General features: G+C 63.3%; 19 protein-coding genes. 13 read left to right on the forward strand and 6 right to left on the reverse strand.

Features of this window, described 5'->3' with window-relative positions; all coding sequences use genetic code 11:
- The 3 genes from cysT to ACTJKM_RS15415 all read left to right on the forward strand — a co-directional run.
- Positions 1-687, forward strand: a 687-nt coding sequence (gene cysT, locus ACTJKM_RS15405; RefSeq protein ID WP_440660558.1) for a sulfate ABC transporter permease subunit CysT, incomplete at its 5' end; no start/stop codon positions are given.
- Positions 677-1,579 (forward strand): sulfate ABC transporter permease subunit CysW, encoded by a 903-nt coding sequence (cysW, locus tag ACTJKM_RS15410; protein ID WP_058325947.1) that lies wholly within the window; start codon positions 677-679, stop codon positions 1,577-1,579. The genes cysT and cysW, both read left to right, overlap by 11 nt.
- Positions 1,580-1,592: 13 nt before the next feature.
- Positions 1,593-2,720: a sulfate/molybdate ABC transporter ATP-binding protein gene (locus ACTJKM_RS15415; protein WP_440660560.1), complete on the forward strand. Its 1,128-nt coding sequence runs from the start codon at positions 1,593-1,595 to the stop codon at positions 2,718-2,720.
- Positions 2,721-2,742: 22 nt separating this feature from the next.
- Here the strand turns inward: ACTJKM_RS15415 and ACTJKM_RS15420 are convergent, their stop codons facing one another.
- Entirely contained in the window at positions 2,743-3,072 is a 330-nt protein-coding gene (locus ACTJKM_RS15420; protein WP_058326277.1) for a YciI family protein, read from the reverse strand.
- 141 nt (positions 3,073-3,213) lie between these two features.
- Between ACTJKM_RS15420 and ACTJKM_RS15425 the strand changes: the two genes are divergently transcribed.
- The 4 genes from ACTJKM_RS15425 to chrA all read left to right on the forward strand — a co-directional run bounded on the left by ACTJKM_RS15425 (position 3,214) and on the right by chrA (position 6,867).
- The gene (locus ACTJKM_RS15425) at positions 3,214-3,480 is read left to right on the forward strand and encodes a hypothetical protein (protein WP_058326278.1); all 267 of its coding nucleotides are present in this window, start codon (positions 3,214-3,216) and stop codon (positions 3,478-3,480) included.
- 195 nt (positions 3,481-3,675) lie between these two features.
- Positions 3,676-4,434: an alpha/beta hydrolase gene (locus tag ACTJKM_RS15430; RefSeq protein WP_058326279.1), complete on the forward strand. Its 759-nt coding sequence runs from the start codon at positions 3,676-3,678 to the stop codon at positions 4,432-4,434.
- A 203-nt stretch (positions 4,435-4,637) separates the two neighbouring features.
- Positions 4,638-5,459, forward strand: a complete 822-nt coding sequence (locus tag ACTJKM_RS15435) for a chromate resistance protein ChrB domain-containing protein (protein ID WP_058326280.1) — start codon at positions 4,638-4,640, stop codon at positions 5,457-5,459.
- A 1-nt stretch (position 5,460) separates the two neighbouring features.
- The gene (gene chrA / locus ACTJKM_RS15440) at positions 5,461-6,867 is read left to right on the forward strand and encodes a chromate efflux transporter (RefSeq protein ID WP_058326281.1); all 1,407 of its coding nucleotides are present in this window, start codon (positions 5,461-5,463) and stop codon (positions 6,865-6,867) included.
- A 15-nt stretch (positions 6,868-6,882) separates the two neighbouring features.
- Here chrA and ACTJKM_RS15445 read toward each other — a convergent pair whose 3' ends face one another.
- Complete coding sequence (locus ACTJKM_RS15445) at positions 6,883-7,077, reverse strand: hypothetical protein (RefSeq protein WP_058326282.1); 195 nt, start codon at positions 7,075-7,077, stop codon at positions 6,883-6,885.
- Between the two features lie 242 nt (positions 7,078-7,319).
- Between ACTJKM_RS15445 and ACTJKM_RS15450 the strand changes: the two genes are divergently transcribed.
- The 6 genes from ACTJKM_RS15450 to ACTJKM_RS15475 all read left to right on the forward strand — a co-directional run bounded on the left by ACTJKM_RS15450 (position 7,320) and on the right by ACTJKM_RS15475 (position 12,933).
- A complete protein-coding gene (locus ACTJKM_RS15450) occupies positions 7,320-8,348 on the forward strand; it encodes an NAD(P)H-dependent flavin oxidoreductase (RefSeq protein ID WP_058326283.1) in 1,029 nt (342 codons plus the stop codon).
- Positions 8,349-8,471: 123 nt separating this feature from the next.
- The gene (locus ACTJKM_RS15455; protein WP_058326402.1) at positions 8,472-9,404 is read left to right on the forward strand and encodes a LysR family transcriptional regulator; all 933 of its coding nucleotides are present in this window, start codon (positions 8,472-8,474) and stop codon (positions 9,402-9,404) included.
- Positions 9,405-9,547: 143 nt separating this feature from the next.
- Entirely contained in the window at positions 9,548-10,261 is a 714-nt protein-coding gene (locus ACTJKM_RS15460; protein ID WP_058326284.1) for an SDR family NAD(P)-dependent oxidoreductase, read from the forward strand.
- Positions 10,262-10,381: 120 nt separating this feature from the next.
- Positions 10,382-10,621, forward strand: coding sequence for a tautomerase family protein (locus ACTJKM_RS15465; protein WP_058326285.1), 240 nt, complete (start codon positions 10,382-10,384; stop codon positions 10,619-10,621).
- A gap of 240 nt (positions 10,622-10,861) precedes the next feature.
- Positions 10,862-11,602: a response regulator gene (locus ACTJKM_RS15470; RefSeq protein ID WP_058326286.1), complete on the forward strand. Its 741-nt coding sequence runs from the start codon at positions 10,862-10,864 to the stop codon at positions 11,600-11,602.
- A complete protein-coding gene (locus tag ACTJKM_RS15475) occupies positions 11,599-12,933 on the forward strand; it encodes a sensor histidine kinase (RefSeq protein ID WP_058326287.1) in 1,335 nt (444 codons plus the stop codon). Before ACTJKM_RS15470 ends, ACTJKM_RS15475 begins: the two co-directional genes overlap by 4 nt.
- 124 nt (positions 12,934-13,057) lie before the next feature.
- Here ACTJKM_RS15475 and ACTJKM_RS15480 read toward each other — a convergent pair whose 3' ends face one another.
- The 4 genes from ACTJKM_RS15480 to ACTJKM_RS15495 all read right to left on the reverse strand — a co-directional run bounded on the left by ACTJKM_RS15480 (position 13,058) and on the right by ACTJKM_RS15495 (position 16,631).
- The gene (locus ACTJKM_RS15480) at positions 13,058-13,474 is read right to left on the reverse strand and encodes an organic hydroperoxide resistance protein (RefSeq protein ID WP_058326288.1); all 417 of its coding nucleotides are present in this window, start codon (positions 13,472-13,474) and stop codon (positions 13,058-13,060) included.
- Positions 13,475-13,757: 283 nt separating this feature from the next.
- A complete protein-coding gene (locus tag ACTJKM_RS15485) occupies positions 13,758-14,810 on the reverse strand; it encodes an alpha/beta fold hydrolase (protein ID WP_058326289.1) in 1,053 nt (350 codons plus the stop codon).
- 162 nt (positions 14,811-14,972) lie between these two features.
- Positions 14,973-15,914, reverse strand: a complete 942-nt coding sequence (locus ACTJKM_RS15490; RefSeq protein ID WP_058326290.1) for a GlxA family transcriptional regulator — start codon at positions 15,912-15,914, stop codon at positions 14,973-14,975.
- 78 nt (positions 15,915-15,992) lie between these two features.
- Entirely contained in the window at positions 15,993-16,631 is a 639-nt protein-coding gene (locus ACTJKM_RS15495; protein ID WP_058326291.1) for a VOC family protein, read from the reverse strand.
- Between the last annotated feature and the right edge of the window lie 6 nt (positions 16,632-16,637).

A 16,637-nucleotide genomic window follows, 5' to 3' on the forward strand; every position in this document is an offset into this window, starting at 1 on the left:
GCGCTCGATCCGCGCACGCTCAATGCCTTGAAGATCTCGTTCGGCACGGCGTTTCTCGCCGCCGTCATCAACCTCGTCTTCGGCGTCATCCTCGCCTGGGTGCTGGTGCGCTATCGGTTCCCCGGCAAACGGGTGATCGATGCCATGGTCGACCTGCCGTTCGCGCTGCCGACGGCGGTCGCCGGCATTGCCTTGACGACGCTTTATGCCGGCAACGGCTGGATCGGCCAGTTCATCGAGCCGCTCGGCCTGAAGATCGCCTTTACGCCGTCCGGCATCGTCGTCGCGCTGATCTTCGTCGGCCTGCCGTTTGTCGTCAGGACCGTGCAGCCGATCATGGAGGAGATCGACAAGGAGGTGGAAGAAGCCGCAGCCACCCTTGGCGCCAGCCGCTTCCAGACGATCAGCCGGGTGCTGCTGCCGGGGCTGTTGCCGGCCGGCTTGACCGGCTTCGCCCTCGCCTTTGCCCGCGGCGTCGGCGAATACGGCTCGGTGATCTTCATCGCCGGCAACCTGCCTTATGTCTCGGAGATCGCGCCGCTTCTGATCGTCATCAGACTCGAAGAGTTTAACTATGCCGCCGCCACCGCCATTGCCGCGGTGATGCTGGCGATCTCCTTCGCCATGCTGCTCCTCATCAACTCGATCCAGGCCTGGAGCCGGCGGAGATATGTCTATGTCGCATGATCTGACCGCCAATCCTCTGCCCGCATCCGGCCCGCAACGCGCCCTGCCGGCGCTGGCCGCCGCCACCTCCGAAAGCCGCTTTGCCCGGCTGACCCTGACGATCACCGCCCTTGTCTTCGTCGCGCTGTTTTTGCTGTTGCCGCTCGCCGCCGTCTTCACCGAGGCGCTGCGCAAGGGGGTGGGTGAATTCGTTGCCGCGCTTGGCGACACCGAGACCTTCTCGGCCATTCGCCTGACGCTGATCGTCGCCGTCATCGCCGTGCCGCTCAACCTCGTCTTCGGGGTTGCCGCCGCCTGGGCGATCGCCAAGTTCGAGTTCAAGGGCAAGGCGTTCCTGACGACGCTGATCGACCTGCCGTTCTCGGTCTCGCCGGTCATTTCCGGCCTCGTCTTCGTGCTTCTGTTCGGCTCGCACAGCCTGATCGGTCCCTGGCTGCAGAGCCACGGCATCCAGATCCTGTTTGCCGTGCCCGGGCTGGTGCTCGCCACCGTCTTCGTCACCTTCCCCTTCGTCGCCCGCGAGCTGATCCCGCTGATGCAGGAACAGGGGTCCAGCGACGAGGAGGCGGCGCTGTCCTTGGGGGCATCGGGCTGGCAGACCTTCTGGTTCGTGACGCTGCCCAACATCAAATGGGGGCTGCTTTACGGCGTGCTTTTGTGCAACGCCCGCGCCATGGGCGAGTTCGGCGCCGTCTCGGTCGTCTCCGGCCATATCCGCGGCGTGACCAACACCATGCCGTTGCAGGTCGAAATCCTCTATAATGAATACAACTTCGTCGCCGCCTTCGCGGTGGCGGCGTTGCTGGCGCTGCTGGCGCTGATCACCCTGATTTTGAAGACGGCGCTGGAGATCCGCTACAGCGCCGAGATCGCCGCCAGCCGCAGGCACTGAAAGGTCAAACGCTATGGACGTGCGCGTTCACAACATCCGCAAGGAATTCGGCCGCTTCCCGGCGCTCGACGACGTCTCACTCGATATCCGCTCCGGCGAGTTGATCGCGCTGCTTGGCCCCTCCGGTTCCGGCAAGACGACCTTGCTGCGTCTCGTTGCCGGTCTCGAAAGCCCGACCGGCGGCACGATCTTCTTCGGTGACGAGGACGCCTCGCAAAAGACGGTGCAGCAGCGCAACATCGGCTTCGTCTTCCAGCACTATGCCCTGTTCCGCCACATGACCGTGCTCGACAACGTCGCCTTCGGCCTCAAGGTGCGCCCGTCGGGCCGAAGGCCGCCGGCCGCTGAGATCCGCAAGCGCGCCCTCGACCTGCTCGACCTGGTGCAGCTCTCCGGTCTCGACAAACGCTATCCGGCCCAGCTCTCCGGCGGCCAGCGCCAGCGCGTGGCGCTCGCCCGCGCCATGGCGGTCGAGCCGAACGTGCTGCTGCTCGACGAGCCGTTCGGCGCGCTCGACGCCCAGGTGCGAAAAGAACTGCGCAAGTGGCTGCGCGAGATCCATGACCGCACCGGCCACACGACGATCTTCGTCACCCACGACCAGGAGGAGGCGCTGGAACTGGCAGACCGCGTCGTCGTCATGAGCAAGGGCGCGATCGAACAGGTCGGCACCCCCGACGAGATCTACGACCATCCGGTTTCGCCCTTCGTCTTCGGCTTCATCGGCCAGTCGAACGCGCTCGCCGTCACGCTCCAGAACGGCGAGATCTGGTTCGAGGACCGGCCGATCGGGCTCAGGGCCCCGGCCGAGCCGGACGGGCCTGCCAACCTGCACTTCCGCCCGCACGACATCGAGCTGATCGACGGCTGCGGCGGCTGTCTTGCCGGCCTCGTCACCGCCAGCCGCCGCGTTGCCGGCACCCGCCATCTCGAACTCGATCTGGGCCGCAACCATCCGCATGTCGAGATCGAACTGTCGCCCGAACGCGCCGCCGCCGGCGACCACAGCCGCATCGCCTTCCGGCCGACAAAGTGGAAACTCTTCAGAGACAACAGAGAGCAGGCTGTAGAGGCAGAGGCAAAGATCGAGAGCCGCGCCGTCGAGATACAGGAACCATCATTGGTCGCCCAGGCCTCTTAAGCAGGGCGACATATCGTCGGACTTAAGGAGTCTCGAGCGGCCAGACCTCGACCACCCCATGAGCCACCGCGCACGGGGTGCGTGACACCATATCGATGGCTTCGGCCAGGTCTGCGGCCTCGATCACCGCGAAGCCGGCCACAGGAAGCGACGACGACATGAACGGACCGCTTCGCTTCTCGACATGCGCGGCGTTGGCGTTGCGCACCTGAACAGGCGCTCCGGCGATCCCCATCAAGGCTCCTCTTGCACGAAGTTCCGCATCATGCGCGTGCGCAGCATCACGGACGTCCGCCGCTGTGCGGTCGTAACCTGCACGGTCTCCATATCCAATGGTCACGAATTTCGGCATCAGCAGTATCCTCCCGGTGACGGCACTCTACTTCCGACGGGCTAATTGACAGTCGGGCCGACGAGGCCTTCCGTGAGGGAACGCTGACGCAAAGGAAAAGTTGCGACAATCCAACGTCCGAGCCACGACAGGGAGAATGCAATGCCGACCATCATCGCCCACCACAAGATCACGAAAAGCGCGGACCACTGGTTGAAATCACCGAAGCGCAAGGAGTTCTTCAGCACGCTCGGCGTGACCAGCATTCGAACCTTCGTCGATCCCCAGGACCAGACCCGGGTGGCCATTCTCATGGATGTCCCCGATCTGGACGCCCTGTCGAAAGCCATGCAGACCCAGGCCGCGGCCGATGCGATGGTCTTTGATGGCGTCGTGCCGGAATCAATCGTGATCCTGGTTGAATCATAGGGCACAGTCCGCCCGTATTCAGCCATTGAGGCCAGCGGAACGCCCCGGGGAGCCGCCCTTCCCGCGGTGCTTCGCTGCGACCTGAACCGACCCCATACATTGCGGTACAATTGCTGGTGGCGGCCGACATATCCGGGATACCTCGCCGGACCAGATTGCGATCGTCATCTCAACGGCCCCGAAAGGAACGATCGCATGCGCCGCCGAATCATCCCAACTCTTGCCCTCGCCTTTGCAACGAGCGTGGTTGCTTTCGCCGCCCAGGCTGCGGACATCAAGAATATCGTCATAGTGCACGGCGCCTTTGCCGACGGTTCGGGCTGGCGACAGGCCAGCGATATCCTGGAGCGGCGCGGCTTCAACGTGACGGTCGTGCAGGAACCGCTGACCTCGCTTGCCGCCGACGTCGAGGCGACGAACCGTGTCCTGGACCTGCAGGATGGGCCGACCTTGCTCGTCGGGCACAGCTACGGCGGTATGGTGATCAGCGAAGCCGGACATCACCAGAAGGTCGAAGGATTGGTCTACGTCGCAGCGTTTCAGCCGGACAAGGGCGAGGATTTGGCAACGCTTACCGAATCGAAGCCGCCGGCGGCAATGAGCATCAAGGAAACCGCCGACGGCAAATATCTCTATCTCGATCCGACAGCGTTTGCTGCTGATTTCGCCGCCGACCTTCCCAAAGCGGAAGCGGCCTTTGCGGCGAAGTCGCAGGTCTTTGCCGCGAAAGAGGTTTTCACCGCCAAGTCCGGCGATCCGGCATGGCGGACGAAGAAAAGCTGGGCGGTCGTGGCGACCGAAGATCGCGCCATCAATCCGGACCTTGAACGAAGCATGGCGAAGCGCGCCGGCAGCCAGGTAAGCGAAATCAAGGCGAGCCACGCCGTCTTTGCCTCGCAAGCGGAAAAGGTTGCCGAGATCATAGAGACCGCAGCCAAGGACGCCGGCAAATAACCCGAACACGCCGAGCGTCTGCGTCCTGAGTGCGGCGCCCTTCCGCACTCAGGACAGCGGATCGGCGACGTTCTTCCATTCTTGATTGCCGGCTTGACAGTCCGCTCAAAGAGCGGAAAACTTCGCGCATGGGGGTGCGATCACCCCATGAGGCGCCAGCCGAAGCATCGCGTCCATTCAACCGCTCATCCGGAGGACGCGTCATGTCGTCATTTCTCGAAATATCCTCGGAAAAACTCTCTCGCCTCATCGGCACGCCGAACTGTCCCGCACTGATCGATGTCAGGATCGACGAAGATTTCGACGCCGATCCCCGCCTCATCCCAGGTTCGTACAGGCGCGACTACCGCCAGGTTCAGGATTGGATCGACGACGTCGCCAACGCATCGGCAATCATCATCTGCCAGCAGGGCAAGAAACTCAGCCATGGCGTTGCCGCCTGGTTTCGCAATGCCGGCATTGCTGCCGACGTGCTCGAAGGCGGTTTCGAAGCCTGGGCGGAAGGCGGCTATCCGGCCGTGCCCGCTTCCGCGATACCCGAACGGGACGCCGGCGGACGGACCGTCTGGGTTACGCGGGCACGACCAAAGATCGACCGCATTGCCTGCCCCTGGCTGATCCGTCGTTTCGTCGATCCGAAGGCAGTCTTCTTGTACGTGGCGCCGTCAGAGGTCGAGATGGTCGGCGAGCGCTTCGGCGCTACGCCCTTCGATATCGATGCTCCGATCCGCTGGAGCCATCGCGGTGAACTCTGCACCTTTGACGTGATGGTCGAGCAGTTCGGCCTTGCAACCGCTCCGCTTCTGCGGCTAGCCACCATCGTGCGCGGGGCCGACACCGCCCGTCCCGAGCTTGCGCCCGAGGCGCCGGGCCTGCTTGCCGCCTCCCTCGGTCTCTCTCGCATGTATGCCGACGACCTGGAGCAACTGGATGCGGGGATGCTGCTCTACGACGCCTTCTATCGCTGGTGCCGGGATGCTACCAACGAGACGCACAACTGGCCCTCGCCCAAGAAGGACCTCTGAGATGACCGATATTGCTGACAAGGCCGCGCCCGAAGTGGCGCGGCAACGGCAAAGCCACGGCATCCCGTTTGGCGAAGCCGTCCGGGTTTGGGCACGCATTGCGGCCCTCAGCTTCGGTGGCCCTGCCGGACAGATCGCGGTGATGCATCGCATCCTTGTCGATGAGAAGCGCTGGATCGGCGAGCATCGCTTCCTGCATGCGCTGAACTACTGCATGCTACTGCCCGGACCCGAGGCGCAGCAGCTCGCCGTCTACATCGGCTGGCTCCTGCACCGGACCGCCGGTGGCCTCGTTGCCGGACTTCTCTTTGTGCTTCCGGGTTTTCTGGCGATCCTCGGTCTGAGCTACATCTACGCCGCCTTCGGCAATGTCACCGTCGTCGAAGGGCTGTTCTTCGGCCTGAAGGCCGCCGTGCTCGCGGTGGTCGTCCAGGCTGTCTTCCGCATTGGCGGCCGAGCACTCAAGAACCGAATGATGATCGGCATTGCGGCCGCCGCCTTCGTCGCCATTTTCTTCTTCCGCGTTCCCTTCCCGTTGATCATCCTGGCAGCCGGCGTGCTCGGCTATATCGGCGCTCGCTCCGGTTCGCCGCTCTTTCGCATTGGCGGTGGACACAAGGGTGGCACGGGCCGGGTTCTGAAGGACGAGGACTCCGCGCTCGGCGAGGAAATCCCCGCGCATGCGCGCCCCAACCTTGCATGGTCGCTGCGGATTTCCGGCGTGCTGCTTGCGCTGTGGCTCGTGCCCCTGGCGTTGCTCATCATCATCCTCGGTCGGGACAGCGTCTTCAGCCAGATCGGCCTGTTCTTCAGCCAGATGGCGGTCGTCACCTTCGGCGGCGCCTATGCCGTGCTCGCCTACGTCGCCCAGGAAGCCGTCCAGCACTATGGCTGGCTGAAGCCCGGCGAAATGCTGGACGGCCTCGGCATGGCCGAGACGACGCCGGGGCCGCTGATCATGGTCGTCCAGTTCGTCGGCTTCATGGGCGCCTACCGCGACCCCGGCACGCTCCATCCGATGATGGCGGCGACCTTGGGGGCGATACTGACCACCTGGGTCACCTTCGTCCCGTGTTTCCTCTGGATCTTTCTTGGGGCGCCCTTCATTGAGCGGCTGCGGAACAATATCGCGCTCACGGGCGCCATGTCGGCGATTACCGCCGCCGTTGTGGGAGTTATTCTCAACCTTGCCGTCTGGTTCGGGCTGCACACCTTGTTTGGGGAGCTCGTGAGCGGGCAATTCGGGCCGTTTGCGCTCGACATACCGGTGCTAGGGTCGCTGGTACTGCCGTCGCTCCTGCTGACGCTTGCCGCCGGCGTGGCGATCTTCCGCTTCAACGCCTCGGTTATCACGACGCTGCTTGCCTGCGCGCTTGCAGGCATGGCCTGGACGCTGGCAACGAACTGATTGCGAAAGCCGCGCCTAGTCGTCGTAGACCGATTGCGGGAGGTGGAATCCCTCCGGCAATTGCGATCCATAGAATTGTTCCTCCGGTGGCGGCGGCGGAGGTTCGCGATGCTTCACCGCGCAGGCGGCAAGCACGGCCTTGAGCTGCACTGGCCGATAGTGTTCGACAAGGCTTGGAGATGGGTCTTGCTTGTCCGTCGGTCGCGACATCAGGGTCCTCATGGGCAACTCTCGTCACGGAGCGACTGTGCCAGCCAATCGATCTCGCCGCAACTGCTCGGCGGCATGATCGCCATCCAACAGTGCGACCATTGTACAGTTGACCTCTGGGCGCTCCGGGTCTCCTTTATGGTGCGGCATATTCGGGCGATCAATGCGACGGCTCGTCAACCTTCACCTCAGCCCGCACGCCGCCGGCACGCAAGAACGCACCTTCATTGAGGAAATCGAATATGCAGGATCCCCTGGCGAGACTCGGCCTGAAGCACCCGTTGATCGTCGCGGCGATGGCCGGCGGCCCCTCGTCGCCGGAGCTCATCATCGCGTCTTCGGCAGCCGGAGCGCTGGGGTCGATCGGTGCAGCCTATTCGAGCCCGGCGGCCATCGCCGAGTTCGTCGACAAGGTTCGTGCAGGCACCGACCGTCCTTTTGCGATCAACCTCTTCATCCAGCACCCGCAGCCGCAGATCGACGCGGCGACGGTCGAGCGGGCCGTGGCGGCGACGGCGAAGTACCGTGCGGAACTTGATCTGCCGGCGCCGCTATTCGCCGCACCCTATGAGGAGGATTTCGATCAGCAGTTCGACGCCGTGCTGAAGGCGAAGCCGGCAGTCCTTAGTTTCGTCTTCGGCGTGCTGCCTGCCGAGTACATGCGGACCGCGCGCAAGTCGGGGATGCTGATCATCGGCACGGCGACGACACCGGAGGAAGCAGAGGCGCTCGAAGAAAGCGGCGTCGATGCGATCACCCTCCAGGGTTTTGAGGCGGGCGGCCATCGCGGCATATTCGATCCAGAGGCCGAGGACAGTGAAATCGGCCTTCGGGATCTGCTGACCCGAACCCTCCCGAATGCGAAGGTGCCACTGATCGCGGCAGGCGGCATCATGACGGCTGCGGACATCCGCTCCGCCCTCGCCATGGGCGCCAGCGCAGTACAGATGGGCACGGCTTTCCTCGCCACTTCGGAAGCGGGAACCTCGGCCCCCTATCGGGCAGCGCTCCAGGGGAAAGAACGCGCGACGCGGACAACGCGCGCCTTCTCCGGCCGGTTTGCCCGTGGCATCGAGAACCGCTTCATGAACGAGCTGGACGCCGCCGCCGCAATGCCCTTCCCGGCCCAGAACAAGTTCACGCGCGATATCAGAGGCGCGTCTGCCGCAAAGGGATCGGCGGACTTCCTCTCCCTTTGGGCGGGAACCGGCAAGGGAGAGCTTTGGCAGGGCTCGGCGGCCGAACTGATCGAGAAGCTGTTTGCCGATTGATCGCCCCGCTGCCCGAATTGTGCCCCGACACCGCTGACGAGAGGAGGGAGGGACCTCTTTACTTCTGCCTAGTTGCGGGTGAATTCTAGGCGATTGGCAATGATCATCGCGAAAGTCGGCAGAATGGATCGTATCGACGCAATGAAGGTCTTCGTGACCGCGGTCGATGAAGGCAGCCTTGCGGCCGCAGCCCGGCGGCTGAAGCGATCGCCGACGGCTGTCAGCCGCGCCCTGAACTTGCTTGAAGCCCATGTGGGGGTCGAACTGCTCCATCGAACGACGCGATCGTTGAAGCTCAGCGAAGCCGGCCAGCGCTATGCGGCTGCCTGCCGGCGGGTGCTGATCGATCTCGAAGAGGCCGACATGCTCGCAGGTGGCGAACGTGCGGCCCCTCGCGGCACGCTGACGATCTCCGCGCCACCGATCGTTGGCGAAGAGGTGCTGCGTCCGATCCTCGACGACTTCCTCAACCTCTACCCTTCGGTTTCGGCCCGGCTCCTCCTGCTCGATCGCTTCGTAAACCTTGTCGACGAGGGTGTCGATATCGCGCTCCGCATCGGCCATCTCGCCGACTCTTCGCTGATTTCGACACGAATCGGTGGCGATGTCCGGCGTGTCGTCGTCGGCTCGCCTCGTTATCTCGCCAACCACCCGCGGATTGACGAGCCGGCCGATCTCGCCAAACACCAGATCGTCGCCTTTACCAACTTCGGCCTCGATTCCTGGACATTCACGCCAGCCGAGGGCTCGTTGATCCCTCGCACGGTGCAGTTCACACCGCGCTGCATCGTCAACAGTGTGCGTGCCGCGACCGACTCCGCCGCCGCGGGTACCGGCCTGACCCGGCTCTATTCCTATCACGTCGCGCGCTACGTTAGCGACGGGCGGTTGAAAATCGTGTTGGCTGACGCCGAGCATCCGCCGATGCCGGTTCATCTTCTTGCACCGCAGGGCCGCATGTCGGTGCCGAAGGTTCGCGCCTTTGCTGATTTCGCGCTGCCACGTCTGCGGACCGAGTTCGCACGCATGGCAACGGAAGCTGGCACGCTCGGCTAATTATGCCGATTATCGGTTGACTGACTGCCGAATGGCGCCAATTCTCCCAGACATCGGATGGGTCTAAATCTGACTGCACCAACGCCGAGGGCGGAGGACGGGCCACACCAAGCGCCCGTTGCAATCGAAAAAGGACCACATCCATGAGCAACGAACAGAAGGTCGCCATCATCACCGGTGCATCGCAGGGTATTGGCGCCGCCCTGGTTCAGGCATACCGCGATCGCAACTATCGTGTCGTCGCCACGTCCCGCTCCATTCAGGAAAGTTCGGACGCTGGCATCCTCAGCGTCGCCGGCGATATCAGCAAGCCTGAGACCGCCGAGCGGGTCGTTCGCCAGGGCCTGGAACGGTTCGGGCGTATCGATACACTGGTCAACAATGCCGGCGTCTTCACCGCCAAGCCGTTCACCGAGTTCACTCAGGAAGACTATGATCTGAACATGGGCGTCAACGTTGCCGGCTTCTTCCACATTACCCAGCACGCGGCCCGCGAGATGCTGAAGCAGGGCTCCGGTCACATCGTCAGCATCACGACCAGCCTCGTGAACCAGCCGATTGCCGGCGTCCCGGCGGCCCTGGCGTCTATCACGAAGGGTGGTTTGAATTCCGTGACCCAGGCGCTCGCGATCGAATTTGCCAAGACCGGTGTTCGCGTCAATGCCGTCTCGCCGGGCATCATCAAGACCCCGATGCACGCGCCGGAAACGCACGCGGCGCTCTCGACGCTGCATCCCGTCGGCCGGATGGGCGAGATCCGCGATATCGTCGACGCCGTCCTTTACCTGGAGAATGCCGGTTTCGTGACGGGTGAGATCCTGCACGTCGATGGCGGACAGAACGCCGGGCGCTGGTAACAGCGCAGGTATGTCCGGGAGCGACCGTTACCCAGGCTTGGCCGCTCCTCCCCTCCCCATCCATCTCAGATGCGGCACCTGATGGTGCCGTCAACATCCAGGTTTGAAAAGGAGACGGCAATGCCGATTGTTACAGTTCAGGTGACCCGCGAAGGCACCACTCCAGACCGCAAAGCGGTCACGGCCGAGGAAAAGGCCGAAATCATCAAGGGCGTGAGCCAGGTCCTGCTCGACGTGCTCAACAAGCCGCTGGAATCGACCTACGTGGTCATCGAGGAAGTAGAGCTCGACAACTGGGGTTGGGGCGGCCTGCCGACCGCGCAATACCGCGCCCAGCGGGAAGCTCAGGCAAAAGCCTGACATCGCCGGTCAGACGTTCTTGCAACCCGCCGCTCGACAACAAGCGGCGGGTTTCGTTTGCGAAATTGTGTCGAAATGTATCCGGAGGTGCTTGCATTACTTTCGCATGCAAGTCTGGATATCGCGAACACACCGAGGACATATCCTGGGCGCCAATGAAACTGAGCGGATGTTCCCCGGCCCCGGCCGGGCAGTACCGCAAGGATGCGAAGACCAAACCGGATTTGAGGAGTTTGCTCGATGGAGCATATCGACCATGTACTGATTGTCGATGACGACCGTGAGATCCGGGAACTCGTGTCTGGTTACCTCAAGAAGAACGGGCTGCGCGCAACGGCAATCGCCGATGGGCGACAGATGCGCAGCTTCCTCGAAGGAGATACGGTTGATCTCATCGTACTCGATGTGATGATGCCGGGCGACGATGGGCTCGTGCTTAGCCGCGAGCTGCGCGCCGGCAAACATAAGGCGATCCCGATCATCATGCTGACGGCCCGCAGCGACGAGATGGACCGGATCCTCGGCCTCGAGATGGGTGCCGACGACTATCTCACCAAGCCGTTCTCCGCGCGCGAACTGCTCGCCCGTATCAAGGCGGTGCTCAGGCGCGCGCGCATGCTGCCGCCGAACCTGCAGATCTCGGAGGCTGGACAGCTGCTGCGCTTCGGACAGTGGAAACTCGACACGACCGCCCGGCACCTGATCGATGCTGACGGCACGGTGATTGCACTCAGCGGCGCCGAGTATCGGCTGCTGAAGGTGTTCATCGACCACCCCCAGCGCGTGCTCAATCGCGACCAGTTGCTCAATCTCACCCAGGGTCGCGAGGCCGAGCTCTTCGACCGATCGATCGATCTGCTCGTCAGCCGGGTGCGCCAGCGGCTCGGCGATGATGCACGTGAGCCGACCTACATCAAGACGGTGCGCAGCGAAGGTTATGTCTTCTCGGTCCCGATTGAGATTGTGGAGGCGCGCGAATGACGGCGAGCGCAGACCCAAAGGGATTTCGACTATGGCCGCGCACGCTGAGAGCGCGGCTCTTCGTTATCCTGCTCGCCGGTCTCACCATCGCGCATGTCATGTCGTTCACCGTTCTGTTCTTCGAACGCTACATGGCCGCCAGGTCTGTGATGTTCGATACGCTCGAAAACGAAATCGCAACATCGATCGCCATTCTTGATCGCCTGCCCGCGCCGGAGCGTGCGGCGTGGCTCCCTCGCTTGGACCGCGACAATTACGGCTTCCTTCTCGGCCCCGGCGTTGCGGGCAATCCGTCGCTCGACCCGGCCGCCAGCGAGATCGCGACCAAGATCGAGCGGGCGACTGGCCGTCAATTTCCGGTCAAGGTCGAAACGATCCCGGGCGACCGCCGCCATCTTCAGGCGCATCTGACGTTGAGCGACGGTTCACCGCTGACGATCGACGTCTTTCCCAGGGGTGTCATGCCCCTGGCCGACTGGCTGCCCTTCGTGCTCGTAGCCCAGCTCGCGCTGCTGCTCCTGTGCAGTTGGTTCGCCATGCGTCAGGCGGTGCGCCCGCTCGTCAATCTCGCGGCGGCTGCCGATACGCTCGACCCGAACCGGAACACGCCGCGTCTCAGCGAAACCGGGCCCACCGAGGTTGCCTATGCGGCGACCGCGTTCAATGCCATGCGTGACCGTATCGCCCAGTATCTCGAAGAGAGGGTCCAGATTCTCGCCGCCATTTCCCACGATCTGCAGACGCCGATCACACGCATGAAGCTGCGCGCCGAAATGGCGGATGATTTCGCCGACCGGGAGAAGCTGATCCAGGATCTCGGCCAGATCGAAAGCCTGGTCAAGGAAGGCGTCGCCTATGCACGCAGCGCCCATGGCAATGTCGAAAAAGCGACACGCATCGATCTTGCGTCCTTCGTCGAAAGCCTCGTTTATGACTATCAGGACACCGGCAGGGCGGTTACCGCCAGCGATGTCGATAACGGCGCGATCGTCACCCGGCCCCAGGCGCTCAGACGCATTCTTACCAACCTGGTCGACAACGCACTCAAGTTTGGTGGTAGCGCCGAGATCGAGGTCAGGCGGCTGGCGGACGACACGGTGACAATCAAGGTCCTCGACCGCGGGCCTGGCATTCCCGATGATCAGCTGGATGCCGTCCTCAAACCCTTCGTCCGGCTGGAGGACTCCCGCAACCGCGATACCGGCGGAACCGGCCTCGGCCTTGCCATTGCCCAACAGCTCGCGGCCTCCATCAATGCCTCACTGACGCTGACGAACCGCGATGGCGGTGGCTTGGTTGCCGAGCTTGCCATTCGTCATCGTCGGGCATGAGGCATAGCAAAGCGCGGCACTTCACACGCCTCCAACTTTTCCACTTCGAAATAGCCAACCCTCCAATCAAAAAGCGGNCTTCCGTTGGGTCATGTTGCAGGATGCTCCGGCAATCGGAGCTCCGTCAGACGAGGTTAATCGTCACATCGATGTTGCCACGCGTCGCCTTGGAATAGGGGCAGGTCTGGTGCGCAGCATCCACCAATTGACGCGCCACATCCGCGTCGACCCCAGGCAGGCTGACATTGAGCCGAGCCTGCAGGAAATAACCGCCGTCGCGGTTGCGCAGATCCACCTCGGTATCGACGGCGAGGTCTGCAGGGAGTGCGACCTTCATCTGGCCGGCCGCCAGTCCGATTGCGCCGATGAAGCAGGCCGACCAGCCGGCGGCGAAGAGCTGCTCCGGGTTCGTGCCCGGCCGCGAGCTGCCGGGTGAAGAGAGCTTGACGTCCAGACGCCCGTCGTCGCTTCGGGAGGCGCCGTCGCGGCCGCCGGTCGTGTGGGTCTTGCCGGTGTAGAGTACCTTTTCAGCTTCGCTCATCGTGTTCTTCCTTTCGACAGGTGTCTTTTCGGGCCCGATTGCCCTGTGCGACCGTCGAGACACAGATGGCGCTTCGCAGGTGTATGGGATGTTTCACCGAGAAGCGGAAATGTGTGCAAGTCTGCCAAGTACGGGAACGGATACACGCTGATACGAAGGCGGCCATCTCGGTGCGCGGGCGTGAGCGGCCCCTCCCCGAGCAGCCCAACGAGAATCAGCGCACAAAAAAACGCGGACCCGGCGAAACGGAACCCGCGCCTCCACTCAATCTGCTGGAGAAGAACTAGAAACGGTCGACGTCGACGATCGCCTTGGCGAAAGCGGACGGCGCCTCCTGCGGCAGGTTGTGGCCGATGCCGCCGGTAATCAGCCGATGCTCGTACTTGCCGGAGAAGCGCTTGGCGTAAGTCGATGGATCCGGATGCGGAGCGCCGTTGGCATCGCCCTCCAGCGTGATGGTCGGGACGGTAATGACCGGGAACGCAGCGAGTTGCTTCTCGAGATCGTGATACTTCGCTTCGCCCTCGGCTATGCTGAGGCGCCAGCGGTAATTGTGGATCGAGATGTCGACATGGTCGGGGTTTTCGAGCGCCTCTGCACTCTTATCAAAAGTGGCATCGTCGAAATTCCACTTGGGCGAAGCAAGCTTCCAGATCAGCCTGGCGAACTCCTTGTGGTTCTGCTTGTAACCGGCATACCCACGCTCGGTGGCGAAGTAGAACTGGTACCACCAGGCAAGCTCAGCCTGTGGTGACAGCGGCTTTCTGTTCACCTCCTGGCTGCCGATGAGGTAGCCGCTGACTGAGACCATCGCCTTGCAGCGCTCGGGCCAGAGCGCGGCGATGATGTTGGCGGTTCGCGCACCCCAATCGCAGCCGCCGATGACCGCTTTTTCGATCTTGAGCGCGTCCATCAGGGCAATGATGTCCGTGGCGATCACCGCCTGTTGGCCGTTCCGAGGCGTATCGGCGGAGAGAAACCGGGTCGTGCCGTAGCCGCGCAGATAGGGAACGATGACACGGTAGCCGGCATCTGCCAGCAGCGGCGCCACATCCACATAGGTGTGGATGTCATAGGGCCAGCCGTGCAGGAGGATCACGACCGGCGCGTCGCTGGCGCCAAGTTCGGCGTAGCCGACGTTCAGGACGCCGGCATCGATCTGCTTGAGGTTTGCGAAGGATTTGTTCGTCCCGGGGGTAACTGCCGGCAGGCGCGGCGCCTCATTGTTTCCCGCTTGCGCTCTGGCGGCGCCAGCCGAAGCGAATTGCGTCGCGGCCAGCGAGAGCGCGATTGCGCCGATGAAACGACGGCGTGGGTGGTTGATTTCGTCCGACATTGATTGCCTCCCGTGAACTGAACTGACATCAGAAATGGCGTGCTGGTGTATCCTGGCCGTGTGCTCTGCGGCTCCTATTGAAAGCGCATGTAGAATCGGCCGGCGGCGGATACACGGCGATACAATTCTCCTGAGGAGCGACCAATCGCAGTGCCGTCAGGTTCAGGCAATGCTTTCGCGCGCATTGCGCCGGATCGTCTGTGGCGGTTGCCCGAGCGTGCGCAGGAACGCGCGGCGCATGCGATCGCTGTCGGCAAAGCCGGTTTCCTCCGCGATCACATCCATGGAGTGTCGCCCCTGCTCCATCAACAGGCGTGCCGCTTCCACGCGGAGATGTTCGACCGCCTTGGCCGGCGATTGGCCGGTCTCGGAGCGGAAGGCGCGGCTGAATTGCCGCGCGCTCAGGCCTGCGGCGTCCGCCAGCTCCTCGACCGACAAGATGCTGCGCAGGTTCGCCTTGGCGTAGTTGACCGATTTCTGGATGCGGTCCGACTTCGGATCGAGCTCGAGTAAGGCTGAAAACTGCGACTGGCCGCCGGCGCGCCGGTGATAGACGACAAGCTTGCGGGCGACCTGGCGGGCAACCTCCTCGCTATGGTCCTTCTCGATCATCGCCAGGGCCAGATCGATGCTGGCCGTCATGCCGGCAGAGGTCCACACGCTGCCGTCGACGATGAAGATGCGATCCTCCTCCACCCGCACCTCAGGGAAACGCTCCCGCAACTGACGCGCAAACACCCAATGGGTCGTGGCGCGACGCCCGTCGAGCAGTCCGGACTCCGCCAGGATGAAGGCACCGGTGCAAGGGGCAGCCACCCGCCGCGAGGCCTTGAGCGCGTGGCGCGCGAAGGCGACCAGGCCGGGTGTAACCGGTTCGATCTCGGTGCCCGCTCCGAACATGACGGTATCAAAGGCGGTGTTGTCGAAGGCCTTCGTCAGCACGCCGAAGCCAGCGGACGACTTGATCTCGCCGCCGGCCTCGGAAAGCAATTCGATCTCGTAGGCCTGTTCCCCGAGCGTCAGATTGGCGACCTCGAAGGCGGTGACCGCCGCGAACCCCATGAGCTGAAACCTCGGAAAGACAACGTAGCCGATCCTGTGCATGCCATACCACTCCGTCCGGAATGATCGCTTATGGCAGATTTACGCCATGAAGGGAACGCGGTGGGCATCGATTCTATTTCATTCGGGCAACGGCTTTCCGGCATGCTCCGCAACCATGTGCGCGGCATACCAATCCGGCCAGTTGTGGTCGTGTTGACCGCCGTTGCGCTTCTCGTGCTCGCCGTGCGCGGCTGCCGCACGACGCAGTGCCGCCGCAAGATCGGCGACCGAAGCGAAGTCCGTGACATCCGCGTCCACGCGGCCGGGCAGACGCTCGGTCACCTCCTGCAGCAGCCAGCCGTTACCATCGGGGTCGCTAAAGGTCGCGTAGGAGCGGTAGCTGCGGCGCGCCGGGTCACGGCCGCTGATCGGCGGCTTTCCGGGACCTTCGCGGTGGAAGACTTCGCTGACCTCAGCGCCGCGTTCGACGAGCTCAGCACGCGCGGCTTCGATATCCGAGACGACGAGATAAAGCCCGCTTGCCGAACCGGGAGTGGCCGGGGTCAACCCTGTGCCGAAGTGGATCGACGCCGGCGAGCCGGGCGGCGTGAACTGGACGACCCGAAACGTATCGCCGACCGGAAAGTCGGCGTCGAGCCGCCAACCAAGGCGGCCATAGAAATTCTTCGCGCGATCGACGTCCGAGACCGGGATGACGGCGACCTCGAGCTTCAGATCGACCGATGGCGCTCTGTTGTCGCTACCTGCACCTGTCATGACACT

Origin of the sequence: Ensifer sp. 22460, assembly GCF_052044935.1 — a bacterium.
Lineage (GTDB): Bacteria > Pseudomonadota > Alphaproteobacteria > Rhizobiales > Rhizobiaceae > Ensifer.

Coding starts and splice junctions, on each gene's coding strand:
- cysW (WP_058325947.1), top strand. CDS start 677: ATGTCGCATGATCTGACCGCCAATCCTCTGCCCGCATCCGGCCCGCAA.
- ACTJKM_RS15415 (WP_440660560.1), top strand. CDS start 1,593: ATGGACGTGCGCGTTCACAACATCCGCAAGGAATTCGGCCGCTTCCCG.
- ACTJKM_RS15420 (WP_058326277.1), bottom strand. CDS start 3,072: ATGCCGAAATTCGTGACCATTGGATATGGAGACCGTGCAGGTTACGAC.
- ACTJKM_RS15425 (WP_058326278.1), top strand. CDS start 3,214: ATGCCGACCATCATCGCCCACCACAAGATCACGAAAAGCGCGGACCAC.
- ACTJKM_RS15430 (WP_058326279.1), top strand. CDS start 3,676: ATGCGCCGCCGAATCATCCCAACTCTTGCCCTCGCCTTTGCAACGAGC.
- ACTJKM_RS15435 (WP_058326280.1), top strand. CDS start 4,638: ATGTCGTCATTTCTCGAAATATCCTCGGAAAAACTCTCTCGCCTCATC.
- chrA (WP_058326281.1), top strand. CDS start 5,461: ATGACCGATATTGCTGACAAGGCCGCGCCCGAAGTGGCGCGGCAACGG.
- ACTJKM_RS15445 (WP_058326282.1), bottom strand. CDS start 7,077: ATGTCGCGACCGACGGACAAGCAAGACCCATCTCCAAGCCTTGTCGAA.
- ACTJKM_RS15450 (WP_058326283.1), top strand. CDS start 7,320: ATGCAGGATCCCCTGGCGAGACTCGGCCTGAAGCACCCGTTGATCGTC.
- ACTJKM_RS15455 (WP_058326402.1), top strand. CDS start 8,472: ATGGATCGTATCGACGCAATGAAGGTCTTCGTGACCGCGGTCGATGAA.
- ACTJKM_RS15460 (WP_058326284.1), top strand. CDS start 9,548: ATGAGCAACGAACAGAAGGTCGCCATCATCACCGGTGCATCGCAGGGT.
- ACTJKM_RS15465 (WP_058326285.1), top strand. CDS start 10,382: ATGCCGATTGTTACAGTTCAGGTGACCCGCGAAGGCACCACTCCAGAC.
- ACTJKM_RS15470 (WP_058326286.1), top strand. CDS start 10,862: ATGGAGCATATCGACCATGTACTGATTGTCGATGACGACCGTGAGATC.
- ACTJKM_RS15475 (WP_058326287.1), top strand. CDS start 11,599: ATGACGGCGAGCGCAGACCCAAAGGGATTTCGACTATGGCCGCGCACG.
- ACTJKM_RS15480 (WP_058326288.1), bottom strand. CDS start 13,474: ATGAGCGAAGCTGAAAAGGTACTCTACACCGGCAAGACCCACACGACC.
- ACTJKM_RS15485 (WP_058326289.1), bottom strand. CDS start 14,810: ATGTCGGACGAAATCAACCACCCACGCCGTCGTTTCATCGGCGCAATC.
- ACTJKM_RS15490 (WP_058326290.1), bottom strand. CDS start 15,914: ATGCACAGGATCGGCTACGTTGTCTTTCCGAGGTTTCAGCTCATGGGG.
- ACTJKM_RS15495 (WP_058326291.1), bottom strand. CDS start 16,631: ATGACAGGTGCAGGTAGCGACAACAGAGCGCCATCGGTCGATCTGAAG.